The sequence below is a fragment of the Micromonospora sp. NPDC047521 genome, assembly GCF_055587305.1.
Genome location: NZ_JBVJGN010000002.1, coordinates 375,586 through 393,866 on the forward strand (window position 1 = coordinate 375,586; position 18,281 = coordinate 393,866).

Genomic DNA, 18,281 nt, shown 5'->3' on the forward strand with positions numbered 1-18,281 from the left:
ACGCTATCCGGCCACTCAGTGGCCCGTGGCAGCCGTATCCTGGCGGCGTGACCACGCTGGACCGGCTGTCGGCCGAGAAGTACATCCTGCTCACGACCTTCCGCAAGGACGGCCGGGCGGTGCCGACGCCGGTCTGGGCGGTACGCGACGGCGACGCGTTGGCGGTCTGGACCAGGGCCGACTCGGGCAAGGTGAAGCGGATCCGCCGCAGCGGCGACGTGACTGTGGCGCCGTGCGACGTTCGGGGTCGTCCGCACGGGGCGGAGGTCCCGGCCCACGCGACGATCTGCGGCAATGGCGACATCGGTCGCATCCGCGATCTGCTCAAGCACAAGTACCGGCTGATCGGCCGCCTGAGCCTGCTCGGCAGTCGGTTGCGTCGCGGGGAGGGTGGCACGGTCGGCATCCGGGTCACGTTGACCGAGGGGGTGCGCTGACCCCGGGCACGGAAAGGGGCGGCGGATCGAGATCCACCGCCCCTTTCCGAAGAAACCCCTACCGGGTCAGTCGCCCTGCCGCTGCTGCGGGATCTGGCCCTGCAACAGCGCCCTGACCTCCGACTCGCGGTACCGACGGTGGCCACCCAGGGTGCGGATGGCGCTGAGCTTGCCGGCCTTGGCCCACCGGGTCACCGTCTTCGGGTCGACACGGAACATCGACGCCACCTCGGCCGGTGTGAGTAGCGGCTCTGGTTCGTGCGTTCGCGATGCCATCGGTCACTCCTCCACATGTATAGACATCGGCCGGGGTCCCGCCGGCCGACGCGTCTCCCATGGTCCGGCTAGTCCCCGATGTCCGACATGGGCCGAACGGATGAAGGTCCCTAGACGGACGGATGAACCATGCCCGATTTTTACGACTTTTACACGGCAGAAACTACCTTATTCGGACTCATGATCACGGTTCGTGATGCGTCAACTACGAGCGCACCTCGCCTTGGGAGCGCTCCTCGGGCAGTTTGCCCTAGTTGCACCGCTCCAGCAGCTGTACGGCACGCCACCGGGCCACCAACGTGTCGTACGCGGCCGACGCCTCCTCGGCCTCACCGCGGGACAGCCCCGCGAGGCCCCCGGCCACCAGCTCCGGCGAGTCGTCCGCGACGAGTGTCTCGTCCGAGAGCAGGTCGACCAGGCCGCCGTAGTCCAGCTCCACCACCGAACGCGGATGGAACTCCTCCAGCCAGCGGGCCGCCTCCTCCACCGCGTCGGTGATCGGGGCCTCGCCCACCGACTTGCGCAGCACCGACAGCGCCCGCGAGGAGCGCCGCCGAGCCTTGGAGATCTCGGTGCGGTAGCGCAACGCCCGCCGGCCCGGCTCCGTGACGAGGTCACGCTCCGCCGCCTCGAAGAGCACGAACCACCGCAGCGGTACGCCCCAGGTCGCGATCTGCTCGTGGACGCGCGGCACCCCGTGCTCCAGCACCCGCGCGCCACTGCGCCAGTCGTCCACCACCGCCCTGGCCTGCCCCGCGAGCACCGGCGGCACGAACGCGTCGGCGAGCACCGAGGGCACCCCGTCCCGGGCGCTGAGCGCCGCCTCAGCGACCCGGATGCGCAGGTTCCAGGGGCAGACCAGCAGGCTGTCGTCCGTCTCCAGGACGTACGCCTCCTCGGGCAGGTCGGGCAGCCTGGTCCAGCCGGCGCCCAACGCCTCGATGACCGCCGTCCGTTGCCGGACGGGACCCTCCACGGGCGCCACGGCCCGCCCCTCGGACACGTAGCGACGCCAGTAACTCTGACGCTCCCGGTCGAAGGCGGTCAGCGGCTCGTACACGCGCAGGTAAGAAGCGAAGAGCGACGGCACGGCGCGATCCTCCCACGAACCGCACACGAGCGCGGTCAGCGCCCGGACCACGCGCGCCGCAACGTGGGACGGCGGCGGCGCGTCGAGCACCCGCGCGGCGGCCGATACTAGGCTCGATCACACCGGCATCATCCCCGCCGGGGTCCACCAGGTCCGCGTCCCACAAGGACGCACCCCACTCCAGGAGCCAGCCATGGGCGTATTCGCGAGCACCGACGACCCGGTATCGACAGGTCACGAACAGGTCGTGTTCTGCCAGGACAAGCAGAGCGGCCTGAAGGCGATCATCGGGATCTACTCCACCGCGCTGGGGCCGGCGCTGGGCGGCACCCGGTTCTACCCGTACGCCAGCGAGGACGAGGCCCTCGCCGACGTGCTCGACCTGTCCCGGGGAATGGCGTACAAGAACGCGCTTGCCGGGCTCGACCTGGGCGGCGGCAAGGCGGTCATCTGGGGTGACCCGGAGCAGATCAAGAGCGAGGCGCTGCTGCGCGCGTACGGCCGCTTCGTGGAGTCGCTCGCCGGCCGGTACTACACCGCCTGCGACGTCGGCACGTACGTGGCGGACATGGACGTGATCGCCCGGGAGACCCGGTACGTGACCGGTCGCAGCGTCGAGCACGGTGGCGCCGGCGACTCGTCGATCCTCACCGCCTGGGGTGTCTTCCAGGGGATGCGGGCCGCCGCCGAGCACGTCTGGGGCACGCCGAGCCTGCGCGGCCGGCGGGTCGGCGTGGCGGGCCTGGGCAAGGTCGGCAAGTACCTGACCGGGCATCTGCTCGAGGACGGCGCCGAGGTGGTCGCCACCGACGTCAACCCGAAGGCGCTGGCCTGGGTCCGTGCCAACCACCCGCAGGTAACCCTTGTCGACGACGCCTCCGCGCTGGTCGCCGCCGACATCGACGTCTACGCCCCGTGCGCGCTTGGCGGCGCCCTGAACGACGACACCGTGCCGGCCCTGCGGGCCAAGGTGGTGACAGGTGCGGCCAACAACCAGCTCGCCCACCCGGGCATCGAGAAGCTGCTTGCCGACCGGGGCATCCTGTACACCCCGGACTACGTGGTGAACGCCGGTGGCGTGATCCAGGTGGCGGACGAGATCGAGGGCTTCAACTTCGACCGGGCGAAGCTGCGGGCGACCAAGATCTTCGACACCACCCGGGAGATCCTGCACCTGGCCGACGCCGAGGGCGTACCACCGGCGGTGGCCGCGGACCGGCTGGCGGAGCGGCGGATGGCAGAGGTCGGCCGGCTGCGCACCATCCACCTGCGCTGACCTGTTCCCCGGAGGCGGATCGATCGGTATCCGCCTCCGGGCCCGTCCGCCGGCCCGTCTCGGTAGGCTGAGGTCAGGTCAAGTTTGGCGTGGTTTGTCCCGTGTCACGGGTGCTCTCCGCTCCGCTCCTTACCGGGTACACTGGGTGACGGCCGGATCGACGCGACGCGCAGAGCCGGCCGACGGTAACCCGAGGTGCCGAACGATGGCATCCCCATGTACCGTAAGAGCCACGAGAGATGCCTGACGTCATCGGGGCCCGCCTTCGGGCTGCCCCGCATTCTGTGCGAGGGGGTCGAGCCATGGGGCGCGGCCGTGCTAAGGCCAAGCAGACGAAGGTGGCGCGGGAGTTGAAGTACCACTCCCCGAACACCGACCTCACCGCCTTGCAGCGCGAACTGGCGGGTGCTGGTAAGTCTGAGCACCACTTCGACGACGACTCAAAAGAGTTCGTCGACGACGATGATGAGAATCATGCGGACGACGACCCGGATCCCTGGGTCCGCCCGACCCGCTGACCTCTCGACGTGAGCTGAGCACGCGGTGACCCCCGCGTGCTCACGCATGTGCCCGTCGGGAGCCGCATCGGTGCCGACGATCAGGGGCCTGCCCTGGCCGGGAAGTCACCCGGCCGGCCGACAGGCCCCTGATCGCGGTCACCCTCAGCGCGGCCTGTTGTTCCAGTTGTAGAACGTCGGGATGTTCTCGAAGTGGTTCCAGGCGCAGACCGCGCTGGCGCCGTCGGAGCCCGACACCTCCGCCCGGAGCCGCCGCGCGTCCTCGGCCTCCTGAAGGAGCGCGACGAGCCCGGGGGCCGCCTCCCGTACCCGCTCGGTGACTCCGTCCGGAGCTTCGTCCGCTTCGCGCTCAGGCCGCCGGTGACTGGTGGTCTCGGGCATGCTCCAACACTCCCTCCAATAGGCGGATCTTGCTGTTGCGGCAGTGCTCGGTCTCCGTACCGTCAAAACGCCCCAGCTCGAAGTAACGGTTGGCGGCATGGCCACCACCACAGAAGCCGAAGTACGGGCAGGTCGTGCGGCACGCCTCCACGCCTGCCAGGAACTCGCCCACCCAGGGCGTGGCCGCCGCGCCGGTGAGGATCTCGGCCAGCGGGGTGGCCAGCACGTTGCCGCTGCTGAAATCGCCGTAGCGGGCGTCCGTGAAGCCCGCCAGCTCCGGCGAGAGCACCGTCACCGAGCCGTCGTGCCCGATCGTCGGGATCGGGTCCAGCCGGCGGGGCAGCACCCCGTCCGCCGAGTCGTCGAGCACCGCCGCGGCGTACCGCAGCGACCACTCGACCTCACGCAGGTGGATCCGGGGTTCCCGCCGCCAGGCCGACACCAGCTCGGCCCAGAACGCCGTCACCGCCGCCGGGTCATGGCGGTTGTCGCGGGTGTTGACGCCCTCGGTCTCCTCGATGTTGATGCCCAGCACGTCACAGCCCAGCTCGAGGAAGTAGTCGTACAGCTCGGTGGCGAGCCCCGACTCCGGTCGGGACACCACGGCCAGCGCGGAGAACGGCAGGCCGTGCCGGCGAAGCGCGGCGACACCGCGCAGGATCCGGTCGTACGCCGGCTGGCCGCCCCGGTTGACCCGGTCGCCGTTGCGCTCCCTCGGCCCGTCCACGCTGACGCTCACCCGCACCTCGTGCCTGGCGAAGAAGTCACACCACTCGTCGTCGATCAACGTGGCGTTGGTCTGCACGTGGTGTTCGACAGCGGGGCCGAACGGCGCGATCAGGGCCGCCAGGTGCTCCCGGCCCGTGGCCAACGGCTCGCCGCCGTGCCACACCACCGAGAACCGACCCGCCGTCGCCCACGGATTGACCGCCGAGGCCACCGCCTCGGCCACCGGCACCGGCATCCGCCGGTCGTCGGCCCGGAACGGCAGATAGCAGTACGCGCAGTCCAGATTGCAGAGGGTGGTGGGCTGCATGACGACGTACGACGGAACCGCGGCGAGGCCGCGCATCCCGCTGAACGACTGTCCCCGAGCAGCCATCGCCCTCCTCCGCCTGGCCTGAGAGGCGGTCGGGAAGCCGCGAGGCGGCTCCCGAGCGTCTCTGAAGGGTGCCCTTCAGGCTAGGCGGCGATGGCCACTCGGGTGAAGCCCTGATCAGGTGCCCGTACGATCACCGGACTGTGATCATCCGCGGGTGTGCTGGCCGACCATCTGCACGTTGCCGGTGCCCTCGATGATCTCGCCGGCCTGCCACGCCTCGACCCCACGGCCGGTCAGCGTCGCCAGCGCCCGGTCGGCGTCCTCGGCCGAGACGATGGCGAACATGCCGACGCCCATGTTGAACGTCGACTCCATGTCGTGGTCGTCGATCCGGCCCTTCGACTGGATCAGGTCGAAGACCGGCTGCGGCTTCCACGTGGACCGGTTGACCACCGCGTCGACGTGCTCAGGCAGCACCCGGACCAGGTTGCCGGGGATGCCGCCGCCGGTGATGTGGGACAGGGCCCGCACGTCGGCCTCGGCGATCAGCTTGAGGCAGTCCTTGGCGTAGATCTTGGTGGGGGTGAGCAGCTCCTCGCCGAGGGTCCGCTGCCGACCGAAGTCGTCGATCACGATGTCCAGTCGCATCCGCGCGGCCCCGAGCAGCACGTGCCGGACCAGCGAGTACCCGTTCGAGTGCAGACCGGACGAGCGCATGGCGATCACCGCGTCGCCCACCTCGACCCGGTCGGGGCTGAGGATGTCCGCCTCCTCGACCACGCCGACACCAGTGGCGGAGATGTCGTACTCGTCCGGGCGCAGAACGCCGGGGTGCTCGGCGGTCTCCCCGCCCAGCAGCGCGCAGCCCGCGTACCGGCAGCCGTCGGCGATGCCCGCGCCGATCTCGGCGACCTTGTCCGGAACGACCTCGCCGGTGGCGATGTAGTCGAGCAGGAACAGTGGCTCGGCTCCGCAGGCCACCAGGTCGTCGACGACCATCGCGACCAGGTCGATGCCGACCGTGTCGTGGATGTCCATCTGCTGGGCGATCACCAGCTTGGTGCCCACGCCGTCGGTGGACGACGCCAGGATCGGGTTCTTGTACTTCGTGGTGTCCAGTCGGAACAGACCGGCGAAGCCGCCGAGGTCACCCAGCACCTCGGGACGGCGGGTCTGGCGCACCTTCGACTTGAGCAGCTCCACCGCGCGGTCGCCCGCGTCGATCGAGACGCCGGCGTCGGCGTACGAGACCGAGCGTTTGCGCGCCTGGCGGCCGGCGCCGCCCGTCCAGGGCTGGCGGTCGCCGCCGGCGCCGGTCGGGCTGCTTCCTGCGCCGCTGCGCTCGGACACGTGCGTCACGGTTCTCCCCTTTGTGGTTCTCGGTGCCGCGCCGGCGGTGGCCGGGCCGCGCCGGTTGGTGCTACGGGCGGTTTGCGGTCACGCCACCAGGAGTGGCGACGAACGAGCCGTTGGTGTGCGGGGCCTCCGGCGCCGAGTCGGCGACCCGTCGGCCCACCCCTTCGAGCACGTGCTTGCCGATCAGGTTGCCGGCCGGCAGCTCGATCGGGTACTCCCCATCGAAACACGCCCGACACAGCCTGGTCTTCGGCTGCTCGGTCGCGGCGATCAGGCCGGGAAGTGAAACGTAGCCCAGCGTGTCGGCGCCGATCGAGCGCCGGATGCCGTCGTTGTCCAACCCGTTGGCCAGCAGTTCCGCCCGGGTGGCGAAGTCGATCCCGTAGAAACAGGGCCAACTGACCGGCGGGGACGAGATGCGCACGTGCACCTCCAGCGCGCCCGCCTCGCGCAGCATCCGGACGATGGCCCGCTGGGTGTTGCCCCGGACGATCGAGTCGTCCACCACCACGAGCCGCTTGCCGCGCACGTTCTGCCGCAGCGGGTTGAGCTTGAGCCTGATGCCGAGCTGACGCAGGGTCTGCGACGGCTGGATGAAGGTGCGCCCCACGTACGGGTTCTTCATGAGGCCGGCGCCGTAGGTGATGCCGGACGCCTCCGCGTAACCGATCGCGGCCGGGGTGCCGGATTCGGGCACCGGGATCACCAGGTCGGCCTCGACCGGATGCTCCTTGGCCAACTGCCGGCCGATCTGCACCCGCGCCGCGTGCACGTTGCGCCCGGCGATCGTGGCGTCCGGACGCGCGATGTAGACGTACTCGAAGAGGCAGCCCTTCGGCTCCGGCGCGGCGAACCGGGTGGACCGCAGCCCGTCCTCGTCGATCGCGATCAGCTCGCCCGGCTCGACCTCGCGCACCACGCTCGCGCCGACGATGTCCAGGGCGGCGGTCTCGCTGGCCACCACCCAGCCGCGTTCGAGTCGGCCGAGCACCAGCGGGCGTACGCCGTGCGGGTCACGGGCCGCGTAGAGCGTCGACTCGTCCATGAAGACGAAGCTGAAGGCGCCCCGCAGCTGCGGCAGCACCTCCATCGCGGCCGCCTCGACCGACAGATCCGGTCGGCTGGCCAGCAGCATGGTCACCAGGGAGGTGTCGTTTGTCGAGCCGTCCGCGACGAGGCCGCGCTCGGCGACCTCCTTCTCCAGTTCGGCGGTGTTGACCAGGTTGCCGTTGTGGGCAAGCGCGATGGTCGTGCCCGAGCTGGTCGACCGGATTGTCGGTTGGGCGTTCTCCCAGTTCGACGCGCCGGTCGTGGAGTAGCGGGCGTGCCCGATCGCCAGGTGGCCACGCAGGCTGGCCAGGGTGGGCTCGTCGAAGACCTGGGCCACCAGGCCGAGATCCTTGTAGACCACCACACCGGAGCCGTCGCTCACCGCGATGCCCGCCGCCTCCTGGCCACGGTGCTGAAGGGCGTAGAGGCCGAAGTAGGTCAGGTTGGCAACTTCTTCGCCGGGGGCCCAGACACCGAAGACGCCACAGGCGTCCTGTGGGCCGGGTCGTTGGGGATCAAGGTCGTGGCTCAAACGGCCGTCGCCTCGGGGCACTACCGCTCCCTCACGCTGGTCTGGACCGGCCTGGCGGGGATCACGGGGCGGATCCACACTCCTCGGCCGGGACCACTGTCGTCGCCTGACAGTGTACGCGAACAGCTGTCGATACAGTTAGTCACGATTTCCCTGCTGAGAGTCACCAAAACTCAGCCATCGGAGTACTCAGAGGGGCAGAAACGCCGAGAGGTCCGCCCGGACGCCACTCACCTGGACACGACCGTCGGTGACCGCCTGCGCCCAGTCGAGCCGACCGAGCGCCAGCGCGAGCCAGGTTTCGGGCGACATCTCGACCACATTTGGAGGGTTTCCCCTGGTGTGTCGAGGACCGGGAACGCACTGGATCGCCCCGTATGGTGGGACCCGTACCTCCACCGATCGGCCCGGGGCACGCTCCGCGAGGACTGCCAACAACGTCCGGACCGCTTCCCGGAACACCGACCGTTCGGGTGTACGCCCCTCGTCGAGCGCCGACAACACCGCCGCAACCGCGACGGACTTACTGTACGGAGAGGACACGACGGGACGATACGACCCGCAGGTCGAGCACTCGACGCTGGCCCTGGGTCGCGCCGATCCAGTGAGACAAGGCATAGTTGCCGACGGCGTATTCGTACCGTGATGATCCCCGGCCCGGCGCCCCGCCGGTCACCAGGGAAGTCAGCCCGGAAGGCGGTGGACGTGTCAACACACCGACGTGCCTGGAAGCAGCGGGCCGGTGTGGTCGTAGCGCTGGTTGCCGGCGCTCTGCTCGCCGTCCCCGCCACACCGGCCATGGCCGCGCGGATCAGCACTGCCGACAACTCTGTCTCGATCGACGCGGGCAAGAGCAGCACTGTCAACGTATTGGTCAGGCCCGACGTCGGCGAGACCTCTGCGGATATCGACGTGACCGGCCTGCCTGACGGAGTCACCTGCGGTGGATGCGGGCCGATCAACTTCGAGGGAATAGCGCCGAAGCAGGTCACCCTGACCCTGTCCGCCTCGTCGAACGCACCGGCGGCCAACGGGACCCAGGCGAAGATCACGGTCACCGGCGACGACAACGGCCGCACACTCCGGGTCACCGTCAAGGCGGCTGCCGCTCCGCCGCCGCCGCAGAACCAGACCGTGCGGTCGGTCTCCGGCAAGGTGGTCAAGAAGGCCGACGGCAAAGCGGTCCCGAACGCGATAGTCATCCTGCAGGACAGCACCGGTAGGCGGATCGACACCATCAGCAACGGCAGCGGCGACTTCCGCTTCACCGGCACCACGGAGAAGCCGATCGCTCCGGGCCGTATCGATCTCGGTGCCAGCTTCGACAACATCACCGCCACCAAGAGCTTCAACGCGAACGCGGGGCAGTCCGTCACCGGGCAGCGGATCAGCCTGGAGATCAAGGCCGAGGCCACCCCGAGCGCCACCCCGTCCGCCACCGCCGAGGCGCTTCCCACCGAGGAGGCGACCGAGGAGGGTGCCGAGGATCAGCCGTCCGAGGCGGCCAGCCCGGGCGCGGCGGCGAACGCCTCGAACGAGGACGACGGCGGCGGCTTCGGCTCGTACCTGATCATCCTGCTCGGCGGTCTGCTGGTGGCCGCCGGCGTCGGCACGATCGTGCTGCTCTGGATGCGGCGCAAGGAGAACGGCGACGACGAGGACGCTCCGGACGGTGTCGGCGCGGCCGGCGCGGTGCCGGCTGCCCGTGGCGCGTTCCGGGGCGGCGACGACCAGACCCGGGTGGTCAACCGGGCCGGCGGCGGACCTGACCCGACCATGGTGGGTGGTGCGGCGTTGAGCGAGGCGCCGACGATGATGCACCGCCCGGTGGTCGACGATGTTCCCCCGGACCCGTACGGCGCGCCCGCGCAGCCCTACGGCGCGGCGGGCGGGCAGGGCTGGGGCGGCACGGGCTACGGCGACGAGCCTGCCGGCGGCTACGGCGCGGGCGGTTACGGCAACGCTCCCGCCTCGGGTGGCGGCTACGGCACGGCCCCCGAGGGCGGCTACGGCGCGGGAGCGGCAGGGGACGGCTACGGCGCGGCACCCGGCTCGGGCGCGGGTTACGGCGCCGCGCCCTCCTCGGGCGGCGGTTACGGCAGCCGCGACTACACGGCCCCGGCCGGCGCGGCAGGTTACCCGCCGGCTCCCGCCGGTGGCGCCCCGTACGGCGAGCGCTTCGACGAGCCGACCGGCCGGTACACCGGCGACACGCAGTACCCGGCTCCGGCCGACCCGTACGCCACAGGCGTCTACCAGCCGGAGCAGGGCCAGGGCTACGGTCAGCCCGACCCGACGGCCCCGTACAGCGGTCGACCGGCCGAGCCCACAGGTGGCTACGGCCAGCAGGCCGGCGGCTACGACCAGGGCGGCTACGGGCAGCCGGCCGGCGGGTACGACCAGGGCGGTTACGGCCAGGAGCCCCCGGCGCAGCGCGGCGGCTACGACGACCGGGGCTACGACCAGGGCGGCTACGGCCAGCAGGCCGGCGGGTACGACCAGGGCGGTTACGGCCAGGAGCCCCCGGCGCAACGCGGCGGCTACGGCCAGGAGCCTCCGGCGCAGCGCGGCGGCTACGACGAGCCGGGCTACGACCAGGGCGGCTACGGGCAGCAGGCCGGCCGCGCCCGGCCGGACGGCCCGCCGCCGACCGAGCGGGGCGGCCGACGCCTCGACTGGCTCGACGACTGACCCCCACCACAGCGCGAGGAACGGCCACCCGGTTTGCCGGGTGGCCGTTTCGCTGTGCTGAAGGTGGCGAGCAGTGCACGCCACGTCTGTCAGGCGGCGGAGAAGACACCCTGACGGAGCACCGGTACGACATTCGACACGCCCACCCGGACGGCGACCTCGACGTCCTCGGCGAAGCCGCTCTCGGTCAGCTCCCGGCCGGAGACGCTGCCCCGGACCGCGGCGGGCACGTCCGGGGTGCTGGCCAGCGCGGCGAGCGCCATCGCCGCCTCCACGGAGAGCCCGTCCGGTACGCCGGAGAGTGCGTCGAGCACACTCGCCGCGCCGAGCAGATCCTCAACCGACGGGCGCAGCGACCCGTCCGGCCACCGCTCGCCCGAGGCGATCACGCCGATCGGGGCGTCAAGCGTCCCGTACCCCTGGCGGCTCAGCCAACGCCCGACGGCGCGTGCGTTACGCAGGCACCCCGCGACCACAGGCAGGCCTGTGGCGCTTGCCGCGGCGCTGATGGCCGAGCCGTTCGGCGACGGCAGCACGAGGTCCGGCACCACCGGCGCAACGCTCAGCGCGGCGGGCGACAGCGACCACGGATGGTCCGCTGTCGTCTGTCGCCGGCCCACCGCCGCCACCGCGCCGACCCGCACCGCATAGTCGGCGGCCTGCTCACCCCACGGAAACGGGTGCACCCGCATGCCCCGGGCCACCGCCACCTCGACGGCGGTGGCGAACGACAGCACGTCCACCACCACCAGCGCCGCGCAGACCCGGCCGAGTTCGGCCGCCCCGGTCAACCCCCAGTCGAACCGGGCACCCGATCCGGGTTGGCCGTAGACGGCAGCGGCCAACGCCTCAGCGCTCGTCAGGCGACGGCTCGGTGCCACCGGTGTCCGACTCGGACTGCTCCGACCCGATCGGCTCGACGGCACCGGTCTCCGGGGAGGGCCCCGAGGAGGCGATCGGCTCGGAGAGCACCTCGGCCGGGTCGACAGGCTCGGCCGGAGCGGCCGGCAGCGGCACACCCTCGACGGCACCCGCCACACCGGCGGCCGGCGCCGGCACCTCAACGGCAGCCGTACCCCCGAAGAGGCGCGGCAGCGTCTCGGTGTGCGCGGCGCGCAGCTCGTCCAGGCCGATCCGGAACTGGCCGTGCACCTCGAGCGCACCGCCGGTCGGGTCGGTGACGCCGATCAGCTCGAACGGCACGCCCCGCTCGGCGCAGAGCGCCGCGAACGCCTTGTCGTGGCCGCGCGGCACCGACACGAGCGCCCGCGTGGCGGACTCGCTGAACAGGTAGACGAACGGCATCGAGCCCTCGGTGAACCGCTCCGGCACCGCGACCCGCGCACCGACGCCGCGCCGCAGGCAGGACTCGACGAGGCTCTGGGCGAGACCGCCGTCGGAGAGGTCGTGCGCGGAGGCCAGGTGACCGACCCGGGCCGCCTCGGCCAGCAGGTCGGCGAGCGCCTTCTCCCGGGCGAGGTCGACCTGCGGCGGGATGCCGCCGAGGTGCTCGTGCGTCACCCAGGCCCACTCCGAGCCGGACAGCTCCACATTCGTCTCGCCGAGCAGGTAGAGCTGGTCGTGGTCGCCACCGGCGCGCGGCACGAAGCCCATCGGCACCCGGTCGGCGACGTTGTCCAGCACACCCAGCACGCCCACCACCGGAGTCGGGTGGATGGCCGCCGCGCCTGTCTGGTTGTAGAAGCTGACGTTGCCGCCGGTGACCGGGATGCCCAGCTCCAGGCAGCCGTCCGCCAGGCCGCGCACGGCCTCGGCGAACTGCCACATGACGCCCGGGTCCTCCGGGGAGCCGAAGTTGAGGCAGTTGGTCACGGCGATCGGCTTCGCGCCGGTCACCGCCACGTTCCGGTACGCCTCGGCGAGGGCCAGCTTGGTGCCGTTGTACGGGTCGAGCCGGGCGTACCGGCCGTTGCCGTCCACCGACAGCGCCACGCCGAGCCCGGTCCGCTCGTCGATCCGGATCACGCCGCCGTCCTCCGGCTGCGCGAGCACGGTGTTGCCCAGCACGTAACGGTCGTACTGCTCGGTGACCCAGGTCTTGTCGGCCAGGTTAGGCGACGCGATCATGCGCAGCACGGTCTCCCGCAGCGCCTCCGGGTCGGCCGGGCGGGGCAGCGTCTCGGCCCGGTCGGCCTGGAGCAGGATCAGGTCGGCCGGCTCCCGCATCGGGCGGGCGTACACCGGGCCGTCGTCCACAAGTGAGCCCGGCGGCACGTCGACGACCAGGTGGTCCTGCCAGGTGATCAGCAGTCGACCCGGGCGGCCGTCCGGTTCCGGCGCCGTGACCTCACCGATCGCGGTGGCGAGCACGCCCCACTTCTCGCAGGTCTTGAGCACCGCGTCGAGCTTGTCCGGCTCGACGACAAGCAGCATCCGCTCCTGCGACTCGCTGGCCAGGACCTCGTGCGGGTCCATCGACGGCTCGCGCAGCGGCACCCGCTCCAGCCAGACCCGCATGCCGGTGCCGGCAGCGGCGGCGGTCTCGGTGAGCGCACAGGTCAGCCCGGCGCCGCCGAGGTCCTGGATGCCGACCACCAACTGGCCGTCGTACAGCTCCAGGCACGCCTCGATCAGCAGCTTCTCGGTGAACGGGTCGCCTACCTGAACGGCGGGGCGGCGTGCCTCGCTGCCCTCGTCGAAGGTCGCGCTGGCCAGCACCGACACACCGCCGATGCCGTCCCGGCCGGTCTTGGCGCCCATCAGCACCACGACGTTGCCGGGGCCGGCGGCGGCCTTGTTCTGCAGTCGGTCGACCGGCAGGACGCCGAGGCAGAGCGCGTTGAGCAGCGGGTTGCCCTGGTAGGAGGGGTCGAAGACCAGCTCACCACCGATGTTGGGCAGGCCCAGGCAGTTGCCGTAGCCGCCCACGCCGGCGACGACGCCGGTGAGCACCCGGGCGGTGTCCGGGTGGTCCGCGGCACCGAAGCGCAGCGGGTCCATCACGGCGACCGGGCGGGCGCCCATGGCGAGGATGTCCCGGACGATGCCGCCGACACCTGTCGCCGCGCCCTGGTACGGCTCGACGAAGCTCGGGTGGTTGTGCGACTCGACCTTGAAGGTCACCGCCAGCTCGTCGGACACCTGCACCACACCGGCGTTCTCACCGATGCCGGCGAGCAGCCTGTCGCTCTGCGGGGCCTTCTCGCCGAACTGCCGCAGGTGCACCTTGCTCGACTTGTAGGAGCAGTGCTCACTCCACATGATCGAGTACATGGCCAGCTCGGACTGGGTGGGCCGGCGGCCGAGGATCTGCCGGATCCGGTCGTACTCGTCGTCGCGGAGCCCCAGCTCGGTGTACGGCTGAAGCTCGCCCGGGGTGCCTTTCGCGCGCGGCACGGTGTCCACGCCGTCGGTCCAGTCGGCGATCGCCGGCTGGGCCGGAGCGGCCGCCGGGGCGGCGGGCTGCGCCGGGATCGGTTCGGCCGACTGCGCCGGGGCGGAGTACGCCTCCGGTGTGTCGCGTACCGGGTCCGGATGGGTGGTCATGACCTCTCCTCGCTGCGCTCGTGCCCGCCAGAGATGCGGTTGAGCAGACCGATGATCGTGCCGCCGGTCACGCCGGCGTCCCCACCAGATGCTTGAGGACCGAGGTGAAGAAGCCGAGGCCGTCCAGCGAGGGGCCGGTGAGCGCCTCCACCGCGTGCTCGGGGTGCGGCATGATGCCGACGACGTTGCCGGCGGAGTTGGTGATCGCGGCGATGTCCCGCAGCGACCCGTTGGGGTTGCCGCCGACGTAGCGGGCGACCACGCGGCCCTCGGCTTCGAGCTGGTCCAGCGTCGCGGCGTCGGCGACGTAGCAGCCCTCGCCGTTCTTCACCGGGACGAGCACCTCCTGGCCGGGCTGGAACGTGTTGGTCCACGCCGTGCCCGCCGACTCGATGCGCAGCACCTGGTCCCGGTTGCGGAAGTGCAGGTGCTGGTTGCGGGTGAGCGCGCCCGGCAGTAGGTGCGCCTCGCAGAGGATCTGGAAGCCGTTGCAGATGCCGAGCACCGGCAGACCACCCTGGGCGGCGGCCACGATCGTCTCCATCACCGGCGCGAACCGGGCGATGGCGCCGCAGCGCAGGTAGTCGCCGTAGGAGAAACCGCCGGGCAGGACCACCGCGTCGACCCCGTGCAGATCCGGGTCACCGTGCCAGAGCCGGACCGGCTCGGCGCCGGCGATCCGGACGGCCCGGGCCGCGTCCCCGTCGTCGAGCGAGCCAGGGAAGGTGACCACACCGACCCGGGCGGTCACGAGCGGGCGTCCGCGGTCTCGTCGGCCTCGACCAGGCGGACGGTGAAGTCCTCGATGACCGGGTTGGCGAGCAGCTTGTCGGCGATCTCCCGGGCCCGGTCCAGGTCCGGTTCACCAGTGAATTCGATCTCGATCCGCCTGCCGATCCGAACCGAGGCGACGTCGCTGACGCCGAGCCGGGGCAGCGCGTTTGCGACGGCCTGGCCCTGCGGATCGAGGATCTCGGGCTTGAGCATGACGTCGACGACGACGCGAGGCACTGGGCACTCCTGACTGTGTACGCAGTTGGGTGCCGACCCACAACGGGCGAGCGCAGCCAGCGTACCTGGCAGATTCCGTCGCGGACGCACCGGTCGGGTGCAGTTCAGACGGTGATCAACATAACGGGTACCCAGGACGGTCCGCCAGTCAGGACACGCGGTCCCACCAGGGCATATACGGCGTTCAGGGTGGCCGAATCGTTACATTGGTTACCCTCGATCGAATTCTTGATAACGCCTGCCGTCCACCCTACTCTACATCGACGTACCTCGATGCAGAGCGGTGGCGGGGACCTCCCGTCGTCGCCGTCCGGCACCCGGCGACCCCGGGCCCGCCCCGTCCAAGGAGTCCACCCGATGCGCATCCGTCCCCTGCTCGCCGTGCTCGGCACCGCGCTGGTCGGCGTCCTCGGCGCCACGTCCGGAGCGGTCGCCGCCCCGGCCGGCCCGCAACCCATCATCGGCGGCGGCACCGTCTCGTCGGCCCCCTGGGCCGCCGCGGTGCTCAGCAACGGCTCGTTCACCTGCTCCGGCAGCGTGATCGCCCCGCAGTGGGTGCTCACCGCCCGGCACTGCATCAACGGCACCATGTCGGTACGCGTCGGAAGCGTGAACCGCACCTCCGGCGGGGTCACCCGCACGGTCAGCGCCACCTACACCCGTAACGACCTGGCCCTCATGCGCCTCTCCAGCACCGTCAGCACCTCGGCGGTGAGCCTGGCCAGCAGCAACCCGCCGATCAACTCGACCAACTCGATCTACGGCTGGGGCATGACCTGCTACAGCGGCTGCTCGGCGTCCACCACGCTGAAGACCGCTACCGTCCGGGTCACCAGCAACAGCGCCACCGACGCGTACGGCGGGCAGGCGATCCGCAGCACCCGGATCAACGGCAACGCCTGGCGCGGTGACTCCGGCGGACCGCAGTTCTACAACGGCCAGCAGGTCGGCGTCGCCTCCACCGCGGACGGGTCGAGCATCCAGAACTACGGCAGCGTTGCGTACAACCGGGCCTGGATCTCCTCGACTGCCGGTGTCTGACGGTTAGCGCCCCGCGCGGCTCGGATGGTCGACCGAGTGCCGACCGTCCGCGCCGCGCTGTTTTGCAGCATCCGATCAGGTGAACAATGCACCCGATCGGGGCTCCCCGCTCCTGACAGCATCGGAACCGTGCTGGTCGTGACGACGGATCAACTGCCCGGCTACGAGATCCGCCAGATCCTCGGTGAGGTGGTGTCATCGATGGCCAGGACGCGCAACCCGTACCGCGAAGGTGTCAAGAACCTGCGCGGTGGCGCGTACGACCCGATGGCACCTGACAACCTGACCCGGTGGCGTACCGACTCGGTGTCCCGCCTCGGCGAGGAGGCCCTGCGGCTCGGCGCGAACGCCGTGATCGGCATGCGGTTCGACAGCCGGGACTGCGGCGAGATGTGGATGGAGATCTGCGCGTACGGCACGGCGGTGATCGCCGTACCCAAGATGCCCGAGGTCATGCCCTCCGACCAGCCGGTGGTGGCGGCGGAGACCGCCACCGACCCGGCCTTCGCCGAGTCTCTCGGCGGCATCGCCGAACCCGCAAGCGCCCCCAACCTGAGAACCGCCGCCGAGACCCCCACCGGCGAGTAACCCCGGCGGGATTACAGGATCGGGGGCGGGGAGTACGTGGCGGCGTGCGGGTGGGCCTCCACCACCGTGGTGATACGCCTGGTCACCGCCTGGACCTGGGCCGTCGCGGTGCCGACGAAGGCGGTGCGGTCGGCGACCAGGGTGTCGATGTCGGCGCGGGACAGGCCGAGGCGGCCGTCCGCCGCCAGCCGGTCGAACAGGTCGTTCTCCGGGGCACCCTTCTCGCGCATGGCAAGCGCCACGGCGACCGCGTGCTCCTTGATCACCTCGTGCGCGACCTCCCGACCGACGCCCCGCCGGACGGCCGCCACCAGGATCTTCGTGGTGGCCAGGAACGGCAGGAACCGCTCCAGCTCCCGGTTGATCACCGCCGGGTACGCGCCGAACTCGTCGAGCACCGTGAGGAACGTCTGGAACAGCCCGTCGGCGGCGAAGAACGCGTCCGGCAGGGCCACCCGCCGGACCACGGAGCAGGACACGTCCCCCTCGTTCCACTGGTCACCGGCCAGCTCACCGACCATCGACAGGTAACCCCGGATGATCACGGCGAAGCCGTTCACGCGCTCCGAGGAGCGGGTGTTCATCTTGTGCGGCATCGCGCTGGAGCCGACCTGACCCGGCTTGAAGCCCTCGGTCACCAGTTCCTGGCCGACCATCAGCCGGATCGTGGTGGCCAGCGACGACGGGGCGGCGGCGACCTGCGCCAACGCGGCAAGCACGTCGAAGTCCAACGAGCGCGGGTAGACCTGCCCCACGCTGTCCAGCACCCGCGAGAAGCCCAGGTGCTCGGCGACCCGGCGCTCCAGGTCGGCCACCTTGTCGGCGTCGCCGTCGAAGAGGTCGAGCTGGTCGGCGGACGTGCCGACCGGGCCCTTGATCCCCCGCAGCGGGTAGCGGGCGATCAGCTCCTCCAGTCGTTCGTACGCGATCAGCAGCTCCTCCGCCGCCGACGCGAAGCGCTTGCCCAGCGTGGTGGCCTGCGCCGCCACGTTGTGCGAGCGGCCGGTCATCACCAGCTCGGAGTGCTCGTGGGCCAGCCAGGCCAGCCGGGCCAGGGTGGCCACCACCCGGTCGCGGATCAGCTCCAGCGAGGCGCGCACCTGGAGCTGCTCGACGTTCTCGGTGAGGTCCCGCGAGGTCATCCCCTTGTGCACGTGCTCGAAGCCGGCGAGCGCGCTGAACTCCTCGATCCGGGCCTTCACGTCGTGCCGGGTGACCCGCTCCCGCTGGGCGATCGAGGCGAGGTCGACCTGGTCGAGCACCCTCTCGTACGCCTCGACCACGCCGTCCGGCACCGGTACGCCCAGATCACGCTGGGCGCGGAGCACGGCGAGCCAGAGCCGCCGCTCCATCCGGACCTTCTCCTCCGGCGACCAGAGGGCGACCAACTCGGGCGAGGCGTACCTGTTGGCGAGCACGTTGGGGATCGTCGTCACGTACCTCATTCTCTCCTACCCGGCGATCCGGTCAGCCGGGAGGCCACGA

18 protein-coding genes are annotated in these 18,281 nt (G+C 71.1%); 6 read left to right on the top strand and 12 right to left on the bottom strand.

Annotated features, from left to right (window positions below):
* Positions 1-47 precede the first annotated feature (47 nt).
* Complete coding sequence (locus tag ACZ6N8_RS05670) at positions 48-437, top strand: PPOX class F420-dependent oxidoreductase (protein ID WP_466007811.1); 390 nt, start codon at positions 48-50, stop codon at positions 435-437.
* Positions 438-503: 66 nt separating this feature from the next.
* Here the strand turns inward: ACZ6N8_RS05670 and ACZ6N8_RS05675 are convergent, their stop codons facing one another.
* A complete protein-coding gene (locus ACZ6N8_RS05675; RefSeq protein ID WP_007073996.1) occupies positions 504-713 on the bottom strand; it encodes a BldC family transcriptional regulator in 210 nt (69 codons plus the stop codon).
* Between the two features lie 250 nt (positions 714-963).
* Positions 964-1,803: a DUF8083 family protein gene (locus ACZ6N8_RS05680; protein ID WP_364369667.1), complete on the bottom strand. Its 840-nt coding sequence runs from the start codon at positions 1,801-1,803 to the stop codon at positions 964-966.
* A gap of 193 nt (positions 1,804-1,996) precedes the next feature.
* On the opposite strand from ACZ6N8_RS05680, the gene ACZ6N8_RS05685 reads away from it, so the two are divergent.
* Together ACZ6N8_RS05685 and ACZ6N8_RS05690 are read left to right on the top strand one after the other, a co-directional pair.
* The gene (locus ACZ6N8_RS05685) at positions 1,997-3,079 is read left to right on the top strand and encodes a Glu/Leu/Phe/Val family dehydrogenase (protein WP_364369669.1); all 1,083 of its coding nucleotides are present in this window, start codon (positions 1,997-1,999) and stop codon (positions 3,077-3,079) included.
* A gap of 302 nt (positions 3,080-3,381) precedes the next feature.
* The gene (locus ACZ6N8_RS05690; RefSeq protein ID WP_007454329.1) at positions 3,382-3,597 is read left to right on the top strand and encodes a DUF3073 domain-containing protein; all 216 of its coding nucleotides are present in this window, start codon (positions 3,382-3,384) and stop codon (positions 3,595-3,597) included.
* Between the two features lie 144 nt (positions 3,598-3,741).
* Here the strand turns inward: ACZ6N8_RS05690 and amcA are convergent, their stop codons facing one another.
* From amcA to ACZ6N8_RS05715, 5 genes are all read right to left on the bottom strand, one after another.
* The gene (gene amcA / locus ACZ6N8_RS05695) at positions 3,742-3,978 is read right to left on the bottom strand and encodes a multiple cyclophane-containing RiPP AmcA (protein WP_139586138.1); all 237 of its coding nucleotides are present in this window, start codon (positions 3,976-3,978) and stop codon (positions 3,742-3,744) included.
* Positions 3,947-5,050 carry a cyclophane-forming radical SAM peptide maturase AmcB gene (gene amcB / locus ACZ6N8_RS05700; protein WP_466008318.1) on the bottom strand — a complete coding sequence of 368 codons (1,104 nt, stop codon included), beginning with the start codon at positions 5,048-5,050 and terminating at the stop codon, positions 3,947-3,949. Before amcB ends, amcA begins: the two co-directional genes overlap by 32 nt.
* 174 nt (positions 5,051-5,224) lie before the next feature.
* A complete protein-coding gene (gene purM, locus ACZ6N8_RS05705) occupies positions 5,225-6,379 on the bottom strand; it encodes a phosphoribosylformylglycinamidine cyclo-ligase (protein WP_139586136.1) in 1,155 nt (384 codons plus the stop codon).
* 61 nt (positions 6,380-6,440) lie between these two features.
* Positions 6,441-7,979 (bottom strand): amidophosphoribosyltransferase, encoded by a 1,539-nt coding sequence (gene purF, locus ACZ6N8_RS05710; RefSeq protein WP_357982257.1) that lies wholly within the window; start codon positions 7,977-7,979, stop codon positions 6,441-6,443.
* A gap of 168 nt (positions 7,980-8,147) precedes the next feature.
* Entirely contained in the window at positions 8,148-8,501 is a 354-nt protein-coding gene (locus ACZ6N8_RS05715) for a sterol carrier family protein (protein WP_466007814.1), read from the bottom strand.
* Between the two features lie 162 nt (positions 8,502-8,663).
* Between ACZ6N8_RS05715 and ACZ6N8_RS05720 the strand changes: the two genes are divergently transcribed.
* Entirely contained in the window at positions 8,664-10,649 is a 1,986-nt protein-coding gene (locus ACZ6N8_RS05720) for a carboxypeptidase-like regulatory domain-containing protein (protein WP_466007816.1), read from the top strand.
* Between the two features lie 89 nt (positions 10,650-10,738).
* Here the strand turns inward: ACZ6N8_RS05720 and ACZ6N8_RS05725 are convergent, their stop codons facing one another.
* The 4 genes from ACZ6N8_RS05725 to purS all read right to left on the bottom strand — a co-directional run bounded on the left by ACZ6N8_RS05725 (position 10,739) and on the right by purS (position 15,167).
* On the bottom strand, positions 10,739-11,530 hold the full coding sequence (locus tag ACZ6N8_RS05725; protein WP_466007818.1) for a 2-phosphosulfolactate phosphatase: 792 nt from the start codon (positions 11,528-11,530) through the stop codon (positions 10,739-10,741).
* Complete coding sequence (gene purL, locus ACZ6N8_RS05730) at positions 11,499-14,156, bottom strand: phosphoribosylformylglycinamidine synthase subunit PurL (RefSeq protein ID WP_466007820.1); 2,658 nt, start codon at positions 14,154-14,156, stop codon at positions 11,499-11,501. The genes ACZ6N8_RS05725 and purL overlap by 32 nt, the downstream gene beginning before the upstream one ends.
* 67 nt (positions 14,157-14,223) lie before the next feature.
* Complete coding sequence (gene purQ, locus ACZ6N8_RS05735) at positions 14,224-14,907, bottom strand: phosphoribosylformylglycinamidine synthase subunit PurQ (protein WP_387116809.1); 684 nt, start codon at positions 14,905-14,907, stop codon at positions 14,224-14,226.
* A complete protein-coding gene (purS, locus tag ACZ6N8_RS05740; RefSeq protein ID WP_030332194.1) occupies positions 14,904-15,167 on the bottom strand; it encodes a phosphoribosylformylglycinamidine synthase subunit PurS in 264 nt (87 codons plus the stop codon). Before purS ends, purQ begins: the two co-directional genes overlap by 4 nt.
* A 357-nt stretch (positions 15,168-15,524) precedes the next feature.
* Here purS and ACZ6N8_RS05745 point away from each other — a divergent pair, with 357 nt between their 5' ends.
* Together ACZ6N8_RS05745 and ACZ6N8_RS05750 are read left to right on the top strand one after the other, a co-directional pair.
* Positions 15,525-16,208 carry a S1 family peptidase gene (locus ACZ6N8_RS05745; protein WP_387116812.1) on the top strand — a complete coding sequence of 228 codons (684 nt, stop codon included), beginning with the start codon at positions 15,525-15,527 and terminating at the stop codon, positions 16,206-16,208.
* A gap of 24 nt (positions 16,209-16,232) precedes the next feature.
* The gene (locus ACZ6N8_RS05750) at positions 16,233-16,796 is read left to right on the top strand and encodes a YbjQ family protein (RefSeq protein ID WP_364369697.1); all 564 of its coding nucleotides are present in this window, start codon (positions 16,233-16,235) and stop codon (positions 16,794-16,796) included.
* An 11-nt stretch (positions 16,797-16,807) separates the two neighbouring features.
* Here ACZ6N8_RS05750 and purB read toward each other — a convergent pair whose 3' ends face one another.
* Complete coding sequence (purB, locus tag ACZ6N8_RS05755) at positions 16,808-18,232, bottom strand: adenylosuccinate lyase (protein WP_466007822.1); 1,425 nt, start codon at positions 18,230-18,232, stop codon at positions 16,808-16,810.
* Between the last annotated feature and the right edge of the window lie 49 nt (positions 18,233-18,281).

What these genes read in the sequence shown, in the direction of transcription:
- purL (WP_466007820.1), bottom strand. Translation starts at nt 14,156, where the DNA reads ATGACCACCCATCCGGACCCGGTACGCGACACACCGGAGGCGTACTCC.
- ACZ6N8_RS05685 (WP_364369669.1), top strand. Translation starts at nt 1,997, where the DNA reads ATGGGCGTATTCGCGAGCACCGACGACCCGGTATCGACAGGTCACGAA.
- ACZ6N8_RS05750 (WP_364369697.1), top strand. Translation starts at nt 16,233, where the DNA reads ATGGTCGACCGAGTGCCGACCGTCCGCGCCGCGCTGTTTTGCAGCATC.
- ACZ6N8_RS05690 (WP_007454329.1), top strand. Translation starts at nt 3,382, where the DNA reads ATGGGGCGCGGCCGTGCTAAGGCCAAGCAGACGAAGGTGGCGCGGGAG.
- ACZ6N8_RS05745 (WP_387116812.1), top strand. Translation starts at nt 15,525, where the DNA reads ATGCGCATCCGTCCCCTGCTCGCCGTGCTCGGCACCGCGCTGGTCGGC.
- ACZ6N8_RS05675 (WP_007073996.1), bottom strand. Translation starts at nt 713, where the DNA reads ATGGCATCGCGAACGCACGAACCAGAGCCGCTACTCACACCGGCCGAG.
- amcA (WP_139586138.1), bottom strand. Translation starts at nt 3,978, where the DNA reads ATGCCCGAGACCACCAGTCACCGGCGGCCTGAGCGCGAAGCGGACGAA.
- amcB (WP_466008318.1), bottom strand. Translation starts at nt 5,050, where the DNA reads ATGCGCGGCCTCGCCGCGGTTCCGTCGTACGTCGTCATGCAGCCCACC.